The sequence below is a fragment of the Streptosporangium nanhuense genome, assembly GCF_059358815.1.
Genome location: NZ_JCADBG010000045.1, coordinates 22,866 through 32,331, shown reverse-complemented (window position 1 = coordinate 32,331; position 9,466 = coordinate 22,866). Strand labels below are relative to the sequence as shown.

Annotated in this window: 4 protein-coding genes and 1 tRNA gene; 3 read left to right on the top strand and 2 right to left on the bottom strand. The window is 70.9% G+C overall.

Annotation, left to right across the window (positions count from 1 at the left end; all coding sequences use genetic code 11):
- Positions 1-461 precede the first annotated feature (461 nt).
- Positions 462-3,347 carry an AfsR/SARP family transcriptional regulator gene (locus AC5L38_RS42590; RefSeq protein WP_495248517.1) on the bottom strand — a complete coding sequence of 962 codons (2,886 nt, stop codon included), beginning with the start codon at positions 3,345-3,347 and terminating at the stop codon, positions 462-464.
- A gap of 524 nt (positions 3,348-3,871) precedes the next feature.
- On the opposite strand from AC5L38_RS42590, the gene AC5L38_RS42585 reads away from it, so the two are divergent.
- Together AC5L38_RS42585 and AC5L38_RS42580 are read left to right on the top strand one after the other, a co-directional pair.
- Positions 3,872-7,543: a choice-of-anchor D domain-containing protein gene (locus tag AC5L38_RS42585; protein ID WP_495248516.1), complete on the top strand. Its 3,672-nt coding sequence runs from the start codon at positions 3,872-3,874 to the stop codon at positions 7,541-7,543.
- 211 nt (positions 7,544-7,754) lie between these two features.
- Complete coding sequence (locus AC5L38_RS42580; RefSeq protein WP_495248515.1) at positions 7,755-8,579, top strand: hypothetical protein; 825 nt, start codon at positions 7,755-7,757, stop codon at positions 8,577-8,579.
- Positions 8,580-8,655: 76 nt separating this feature from the next.
- Here AC5L38_RS42580 and AC5L38_RS42575 read toward each other — a convergent pair.
- Positions 8,656-8,732 (bottom strand) — tRNA-Lys (locus AC5L38_RS42575).
- Between the two features lie 256 nt (positions 8,733-8,988).
- Here AC5L38_RS42575 and AC5L38_RS42570 point away from each other — a divergent pair.
- Complete coding sequence (locus tag AC5L38_RS42570) at positions 8,989-9,360, top strand: PRC-barrel domain containing protein (protein WP_495248514.1); 372 nt, start codon at positions 8,989-8,991, stop codon at positions 9,358-9,360.
- The last annotated feature ends 106 nt before the right edge of the window (positions 9,361-9,466 follow it).

Here is a 9,466-nt window from a genome sequence, read left to right as displayed (position 1 = left end):
CAGCTCGGCGAACCCGGCGGCGTCGTAGACCCCGCCGCAGATCAGCAGCAGGATCGGCCCCGAACCGCGCATCTCGTAGTACAAAGTCGCGCCGGGCACCTTCAGGGTGTTCGTCTTCGTGGGCTGCATGGTCGTTCCTCCTCGAAAATCGTCGTCCGTCTCGTTTCGCCGATCGCAGAGGATCGGAGTCACGGATGCGTTCTCGACATCCCTGCCCGTAAGACCTGTGGCAGGCCACCCCGGGTTGGCGGCAACCGGGAACCGCACCTCCACCGTCCTCCTCGCTCCCCTTCGAGGAGGACACCACGACCTCGCCGGCCTGGCCGTCATGACGGCCGGAGCGGCGGCCCGCGTCGTAGTGGTGCGGATCCACACTCCTAATAATGCCAGCCGACACCGACAGTTCCGGGCCCGGAAACGGTGCCCCCGGCCCGCCCCCGGCCCGCCCCCGGGGCGGGTTCTCAGCCGGTCAGGGCGCTCACCTTGGGTTCGGCGTCCGGCCGCGAGGTCTCGTGCCGGTCCAGCAGGGCCCGTACCTCGTCGGCCTCGGGCATGTTCCGCCGTACGAAGATCTCAAGCGCCTCGGTCAGGCACGCCCCGGCCCGGCCCGGCTGTCCGAGGTGGGAGAACGCCTGGCCGAGCGCGACGAGCGCCTTGCCCTGGATCCACTCGTCGCCCGCCTCCGCCATGAGGCCCAGCGAGTCCTCGGCGCAGTCGACGGCGCGGTCCAGCTGTCCCAGGGCGAGGTGGGTCTCGGCCATCCGCAGCAGGGTCGCCCCCTCCCGGACGCGCTGCTTGAGCCTGCGGTACGCCTTCCGCGTCTCCAGGAGCCGGGACAGCGCCTCCTCGGGGCGCCCGGCGTCGCGCAGCACGACGGCCGACTGGTACAGGATGTCGGGATCCGCCCCGCCGCCCAGCTCGCGGATGGTGCGGTCGGCCAGTTCCACGGCCTCCACCGCCTCGGCGGTCCTGTCGACCGACGCGAGCGCGAGCGCCATGTTGCCCAGGCCGACGGTCTCGCTGCTCCGGTCGCCAAGCCCGCGCCAGACCTCGACCGCCTCTGCGTACAGCGCGATCGCCTCGGTCTTGGAGCCCCGGTTGGAGGCGGCCAGGGCCAGCAGGTTGAGGCTCTCCGCGTACCGCGCCCGGTCATCCTCGGCGAGGCTGAGGTCCCGCGCGGCGACGCCGTCCTCGGTCGCCGCGTCGAGGAACCAGCGGCTCGTCCAGAACCCGCCGCGCACGCACCGGGCGTGCGCCTCGGCGCGGCGTTCCCCGCGCGCCGCCGCCGCCTCGACGAGGGCTCCGGCCGCCCGCTCGTAGCGCTCGGGGGTCACGTCGGTCTCCAGTACGTCGGACGCCATGTCGAGCAGCCGTATCGCGTCGGAGAGGACGCCGCCCGGAGCCTGGGCGACCTGGTGCACGCAGCTGATCACCCCTTGTTCCTCGTCCTCCGCCCAGCTCACCGCGGCCTCCTCGTCCGCGAAGGAGGGGCCGGGGTAGGACGGCCCGGCGCCGGCCGGCCGCTCCGAGGCGGACACCGGGGCGCCCGGGTAGGTCAGGCGGTAGGCCGCCGCCATGCCGGCGAGGTAGTAGTCGAGCAGCCTGCCCAGCGCGGCACACCGCGCGCCCTCGTCGTCCGGCCGCGACCGGGCGAAGATCTTGAGGAGGTCGTGGTAGCGGTAGTGGCCGGGAGAGGGCGACTCCAGCATGCTCACGTCCACCAGGGCCTCACACACCTCCTCCGCGTCCGGCTCGTCCAGGCCGAGTACGGCCGCCGCCGAGCCCAGCGAGAAGTCGGCCGCGTCGGGGACGGCGAGCAGCCGGAACGCCGAGGCGTGCGCGGCGTCGAGCTGGTCGTAGCCGAGGGCGAACGTCGCCTCGACGGCCAGGTCGTCCACCCGCAGCTCCGCCAGGCGCCTGCGCTCGTCGGCCATCCGGTCGCGCATCCTGGCCACGCTCCAGGCGGGCCGCGCCGCCAGCCGCGAGGCCACGATCCTGATCGCCAGGGGCAGGTGCCCGCACGCCCCGATCAGCTCCGCCGCCGCCTCGCGCTCGGCGGCCACCCGCGCCTCCCCGACCACCTTGGCCAGCAGCGCCATCGCCTCGTCGTGGGGCAGCACGCCCAGGTCGACCTGGCGTACGCCGGACAGGCCGACCATCTTGGCGCGGCTCGTCACCATCACCGCGCACCCGGCGGCGCCCGGCAGCAGCGGCCGTACCTGCGCCGAGTTCGCGGCGTTGTCGAGGACGACGAGCACCCGCCGGTCCGCCAGCGTGGAGCGGTACATGGCCGCCCGCTCGGCCGGCTCCTCGGCGTCGGCGGGGACCTCCGCCCCGAGGGAGCGCAGGAACCTGCCGAGCACGGTCTCCGGTGCGAGCGGCTGCGCCCCCGAGCCCCCGAGGTTCACGAAGAGCTGGCCGTCGGGGTAGTCCGGCGCGAGCCGGTGCGCCACGTGGACGGCCAGCGTGGTCTTGCCCATGCCGCCCGCGCCCGACACGGCCGAGATCACCAGCGCCGAGGCGTTCCCCGTCCTGAAGGCGTCCACCATCTCGTCGACCTCGGGCTCCCTGCCGGTGAAGTCCGCGGTGTCGGCGGGGAGCTGCCGGGGCACCTGCCTGACGACCGGGCCCGCCACCTTCGCCCGGCCGAGGGCAGGGTCCGCCGTGATGATCCTCTGGTAGAGGTCCGCCAGCTCCGGCGAGGGGTCGATGCCGAGACTCTCGGCGAGCAGCTTCCGGGTGTCGGTGAACACGCCGATCGCCTCGGCCTGCCGTCCCGAGCGGTACAGCGCGAGCATCAGCAGGCCGCAGAGCCGCTCCCTGGCCGGATGCTCCCCGCAGAGCGTGGTCAGCTCGGCGATGACCTCGGTGTGCCTGCCCTCCTCGACCTCCCGGGCGATCCTGCGCTCCAGCACGGCGAGCCGCCGTTCCCCGAGGCGGACCCGCTGGCCCTGGGCGTAGCCGCCCTCCAGCCCGGCGAGGGGCTCTCCCCGCCAGAGCTCCAGGGCCTCGCCGTACCGTCCCTCGCGGGACAGCTCCTCCATGGTGACCAGGTCGCAGATCCCGCCGGCGAGGGCGTACCCGCTGCCGATCGAGGTGATCACCTCGCCGCCGAGGGCGGAGCGCAGGCGTGAGATGTACGTGCGCAGGGTGCTCATGGCGGTGCGGGGACGCTCCTCGCCCCAGATGGCGTCGAGCAGGTGGTCGTGGCCGACGGCCCTGCCCTCGGCCAGGAGGAGGACGGCCAGGACGAGCCGCTGCTGGGGAGAGCCGATCTCCACCTCGGCGCCGTCCCGCCAGACGCGTACCGGTCCCAGTATCGAGAACCGCAGTCCGGGATCACTCATTGACAGCGCTGTCTTCCGCTCGTTCCCCAACAGGCCCATGGAACCGCCGCCGTTCTCTCGCGCCGGGGCGCCGTCCCGCGGACTCCGGGTCGTTCTCGTCCCGCGGTGCCGTTCCGTGCCAGCTCACCACGACCAAGCATCGTATGGCAGCACATCGGCCTTTGCCGAAAAACCGGCCAAACCCCTCCTATTTCACATTCGGGGTATTTCACCGTTGATCACGACGGCCGCCCCGGGAAGCAGGACCGTCCGGGGCGACCGGGCCGCGCCGAGAGCCCGGACCGGCGCCGAGGGTTCGCTTCCACCGTCGCGCAAGCGGCTTCCATTGGCGCGCAAGCCCTTGCGTGAAACTTTCCGTACAGGAACCAGCGCAACACGGTCGTTACGTTTCATGTATTCGCTGAAATCTTGCAGCAATCTGTTCGTCATTTTAAGGTGTGGATACCCCCCGGGCACCACCGGCCGGCGTCTGCGACGCACCGGCCGCGAAGCGTCCGGCTCTTCGTAAAGTGAAGGGTCAGCCGATGAAGAAGTCCGGCAGGCTAAAGGCCTGGACCATCGCCACGATCGCGGCGCTGACGGCGGGAGGGCTGGCCTCCTTACCCGTCACCCCCGCGACGGCGGCCGTGCGAGCCGACTCACCGTTCGACTTCCCGGGGCGGGGCGCCACCGTGCCCTTCTTCGAGATAGAGGCCGAGGACACCGCCCACTCGGGCCAGGTGATCGGCCCCGACCGGATCTACGGCCGCCTCCCCTCGGAGGCCTCGGGCCGCAGGGCGGTGACCCTCGACTCCTCGGGCGAGTACGTGGAGTTCACGCTCACCCGGCCGGCGAACGCGCTGTCGCTGCGCTACAGCGTCCCGGACAACGCCTCGGGAACCGGTCAGAACACCACGGCGAGCCTGCGGCTCAACGGCACGCACCTGAAGGACCTGACCCTCACCTCCAAGTACGGCTGGTACTACGGCGGCTACCCGTTCAACAACAACCCGGGTGACACCAACCCCCACCACTTCTACGACGAGACGCGGACCATGTTCGGGTCCACGCTCGCCGCGGGCGCCAAGGTGCGCATCCAGCACAACGGCGGCATCCCGGTCACCGTGGACCTGGCCGACTTCGAGGTGGTCGGCGCCCCGATCGGGCGCCCGTCCGGCTCGCTGTCGGTCGACGACTTCGGCGCGATCAAGAACAACACGGGCGTCGACAACACGGCCGCCTTCCAGGCCGCGGTCAACGCGGGCAAGGCCCAGGGCAAGGAGGTCTACATCCCCGAGGGGACCTACAACCTCTACGACCACGTGGTCGTCGACGGGGTCACCCTGCGCGGAGCGGGCCCCTGGTACAGCGTGCTCGGCGGGCGCCACCCCACGCAGCGCAACCGGGCCGTCGGCGTCTACGGCAAGTACGTCCAGGGCGGCGGCTACGGCGGCGAGATCCGCTCCCACGAGGCGGGCGGCCCGAGCCGCAACGTCACGCTCAAGGACTTCGCCATCATCGGCGAGATCATGGAGCGCGAGGACAACGACCAGGTCAACGCCATGGGCGGCGCGATGACCGACTCGGTCGTGGACAACGTGTGGATGCAGCACACCAAGGTCGGTGCCTGGATGGACGGCCCGATGAACAACTTCACCATCAAGAACAGCCGCATCCTCGACCAGACCGCCGACGGCGTGAACTTCCACACCGGCGTCACCAACTCGACGGTGACCAACACGTTCCTGCGCAACACCGGTGACGACGCGCTGGCCATGTGGCCGGAGCGGATCCCGAACGTCGGCAACAAGTTCACGTTCAACACCGTGGGCGTCACGCTGCTGGCCAACAACATCGTCACCTACGGCGGCCGGGACATCCAGATCACCGACAACGTGGTGGCCGACACGGTCAGCAACGGCGGCGGCATCCACATCTCCAACCGCTACCCGGGCGTCAACTCCGGCCAGGGCACCGCGGTCGCCGGAACCCACACCGTCGCCCGCAACACCCTGCTCCGGGCGGGCAACAACGACTTCAACTGGCACTTCGGGGTCGGAGCCATCTGGTTCAGCGGGCTCAACGAGCCGGTCAACGCCACCATCAACGTCACCGACACCGACATCCTGGACAGCTCGTACGCCGCGATCCACATGATCGAGGGCACCACGAGCACGGTGAACTTCAACAACGTCAACATCGACGGCACCGGCACGTACATGATCCAGGCGCAGTCGGGCGCGAACATGACGTTCAACAACGTCAGTGCCGACCACATCGGCGCGGGCGTCGCCATCCACAACTGCGTCGGCGCGGCCTTCACGCCCGTCTTCGGCACCGGCAACACCGGCTGGAGCCCCAGCAGCACGACCTGCACCGGCACCTGGCCCACGCCGAACTACATCTACCCCGGTGGCGGCGGCAACACCGGCGGCCTGTCCGGCTCCCCGGGCAGCCTGTCCTTCGCCGCGCGCCAGATCAACACCACCAGCCCCGCGCAGGCCGTCACCATCACGAACGGAGCCGCCACCGCGGCCCCGATCGGCTCGGTGACCGCCACCGGCGACTACGCCCAGACCAACAACTGCGGCAGCTCCCTCGCCGCGGGCGCGACCTGCACGGTGAACGTCACCTTCAGGCCGACCGCGACGGGCACCCGCACCGGCACGCTCACCGTCGCCAGCAGCGCCCAGGGCGGCCCGGTGACCGTGAGCCTGTCCGGCAGCGGCACCAACGGCGTCGCCCTGACCGCCTCCCCGGGCAGCCTGTCCTTCGGAGCGCGCGCGGTCGGCAGCACCGGCCCGGCGCAGACCGTCACGGTCACCAACACCGGCACCGCCTCGGCGACGCTCGGCACGGTCGCCACCACCGGTGACTACGCCCAGACCAGGACCTGCGGCACCACCCTCGCCGCCGGCGCCTCCTGCACCGTCAGCGTCACCTTCACCCCCACCGCCTCGGGCACCCGTACGGGCACCCTGACCGTCGCGAGCAACGACCCGAACAGCCCGCTGACGGTCGGCCTGAGCGGCAGCGGCACGAGCTCGACCACCAACCTCGCGCTCGGCGCGACGATGACGGCGAGCAGCTCCAACGGCGGCTTCCCGCCGAGCAACACCAACGACGACAACGCCTCCACCTACTGGGAGTCGAACAGCAACGCCTTCCCGCAGTGGCTGCAGGCCGACCTCGGCAGCGCGCAGAGCGTCGGCTCCGTCACCCTGAAGCTGCCGCCGCCGGCCGCGTGGGCGACCAGGACGCAGACCCTGTCGGTCCTGGGCAGCACCAACGGCACCACCTGGACCACGCTGAAGGCCTCGGCCGGACACACCTTCAACCCGTCCACGGGCAACAGCGTCACGATCCCGCTGACCAGCTCGTCCGTGCGCTACGTCCGGGTCAACGTCACCGCCAACACCGGCTGGCCCGCGGCCCAGGTCTCGGAGTTCCAGATCTTCCCCGGTGGCGGCAACCCCACGCCGACCGTGTCGCTGGCCGCCTCCCCGGTCAGCCTGACGTTCGCCGCCAGGACGGTCGGCAGCACCAGCCCGGCGCAGACCGTCACGGTCACCAACACCGGCACGGGGTCGGCGACGCTCGGCACGGTCGCCACCACCGGTGACTACGCCCAGACCAAGACGTGCGGCACCACCCTCGCCGCCGGCGCCTCCTGCACCGTCAGCGTCACCTTCACCCCCACCGCGACGGGCACCCGTACGGGCACCCTGAGCGTGGCGAGCAACGACCCGAACGGGCCGCTGACCGTGGCCCTGACCGGGACCGGCGGCTCGGCGCCCGTCACCAACCTGGCGCAGGGCAGGCCGACCACGGAGACCAGCCACGCCGACGTGTACGGCTCGGGCAACGTCGTGGACGGCAACGCGAACAGCTACTGGGAGTCCAACAGCAACGCCTTCCCGCAGTCGGTCACGGTCGACCTCGGCAGCGCGCAGAGCGTCGGCCGGGTCGTGCTGAAGCTGCCCCCGGCCACGGCCTGGGCCACCCGCACCCAGGCGGTCGCCGTCCTGGGCAGCACCGACGGGACGAACTTCACCGGTGTCGTCGGCTCGGCGACGTACACCTTCAACCCCGCCACCGGGAACACGGCCACCATCACCTTCCCGGCCACCAGCAGGCGCCACCTGCGCCTGACCTTCACCGCCAACAGCGGCTGGCCCGCCGGGCAGCTCTCCGAGTTCGAGGTCTACGCCTCGTAGCCTCGTAGCTTCGTAACCTCGTAGCCTCGTAGGCGACCCGGGCACCGGATGGGGCGAACCCGCCCCATCCGGTGCCTTTCTCGTTCCGACCGACAGGCAACCGCCACCCTCACGAGACGGAATCGACGCATAGATCGGGCTTTTGGTGTCAACCGAACCCCCTCCCTCACCGTCTCCCCTTATGCCCCATCTGTCGTAAGCAGGAGGCGACGTGCGCGTCCGCTCGGTTCTCTCAGTCGCCGCCCTGGCCGGGGGCCTGGTCCTCTGGCACCCCCTCCCCTCCTCCGCGGGGCAGGGCTCGGCTGTCGCGGCCGAGGTCGTGGAGTACGAATGCACCACCGACGGCGTGGCCGCGAAGCAGACCATCCAGATCAACGTCGAGATGACGGTGCCGGCCACCGCCACCACGGGACAGCAGTTCACGATCGGCTGGCTCGGCACCTACACCGGTGCAGGGCTGACGGCGCCCACCGCGGGACTGCCCGAGGGCACCAAGCTGTACGCGTACGCCTCCATCAGCAACCTTCCCGGGCTGACCTCCGCCACCGGGGTGGGCACCCTCGACGCGGTCGGCGCGGGTCAGACCATCCCGCTGCCGACGGCCCAGATCGCGCTCGCGACCACCTCCGGCAATCCGGGCACCGCGGCGGTGAAGCCCGCCGCCATCAACTTCGGGACCCTGCCCACCAATCCGCTGATCGAGTGCGAGTCCCTGAACGGCGACACCCTGACGACCTACCCCCTCACCGTCACCGCGGGCGGCCAGGGGGCCGATCCCGACCCGACGGACACGGCCACGGATCCCGTCAGCCCGCCCCCGGCGGACGAGGACACCGAGGCGGACGAGCCCGCCCCGGACACGGACGGCGCGGTCGACGAGACCCCGGCCGGGGCGGCCGACACCGGCGGCGGCGGCGAGAGCGGCCCCGACGGGCGGGTGCTCGTGCTCACCGGTTCCCTGCTCACCCTCGGCGCCGTCTCCGGGCTGCTGTGGCGGCGGCGCGGCGTCAGAACGGCCGTGGGCCGGCGAGCCTGACCCGCCGGAGAATGACAGCGCGGTCCAAGGAAGGCATTTGGAAACCAAAAAACCGCAGGTCGTCGACCTGCGGTTCTGGTGCGCCGCCAGGGACTCGAACCCCGGACCCGCTGATTAAGAGTCAGCTGCTCTAACCAACTGAGCTAGCGGCGCTTGACTTCGACAAGCTTACCGGACCCGGCGCGGTGGTCCGTACATGAGCGGATATATGGCGCTAAAGAGCACCGGGCCCTGGGACTCGCCTCCGGGGGCGATGGGCGAAACTCCGCGACGACCTGGGGATCCGAGGGGAAACGCGGGCGCACGGACGGTGTTCCGTGCCCGCTGACTTGGGGAAATGCCGTTTAGGGCTCCTCGCTCGGGTAGATGGCCGGAGCCCGGAGTATCAAGTCAAGGGAGATGTTCAATCATGCAACCTGAGCTCTGGAACTATCGGGACGACGTGTACGGCCAGGACAGGACGCTCGACGTCGCCGGGTACCACGTCGAGGCCACCGACGGGAAGATCGGCTCCATCGACGAGGCGACGTACGAGGTCGGCGAGAGCTACCTCGTCGTCGACACGGGCCCGTGGATCTTCGGCAAGAAGGTCCTCCTGCCCGCGAGTACGGTGACGCAGATCGATCCGCAGGAGAAGAAGGTCTACGTCGCGCGCACCAAGCAGGAGATCAAGGACGCCCCCGAGTTCGACGAGTCGAACTTCAGGGAGCCCACGTACCGCGACCGGGTCGGCGAGTACTACGGTCGCTTCCCCTTCGGCGGCGGCCCCGGAACCATCTGACCCCGGACTCCCGGCGCGGCGCGGCACGGCACGGCAGGCCGGACGAGACAGGGAAAGACCAGACGATAGAAGGGGCCCCGCCGAGGACGGCGGGGCCCCTTCGCGT

Excerpts from the sequence above, each read along its gene's own strand:
- AC5L38_RS42590 (WP_495248517.1), bottom strand. The coding sequence starts at position 3,347 with ATGAGTGATCCCGGACTGCGGTTCTCGATACTGGGACCGGTACGCGTC.
- AC5L38_RS42585 (WP_495248516.1), top strand. The coding sequence starts at position 3,872 with ATGAAGAAGTCCGGCAGGCTAAAGGCCTGGACCATCGCCACGATCGCG.
- AC5L38_RS42570 (WP_495248514.1), top strand. The coding sequence starts at position 8,989 with ATGCAACCTGAGCTCTGGAACTATCGGGACGACGTGTACGGCCAGGAC.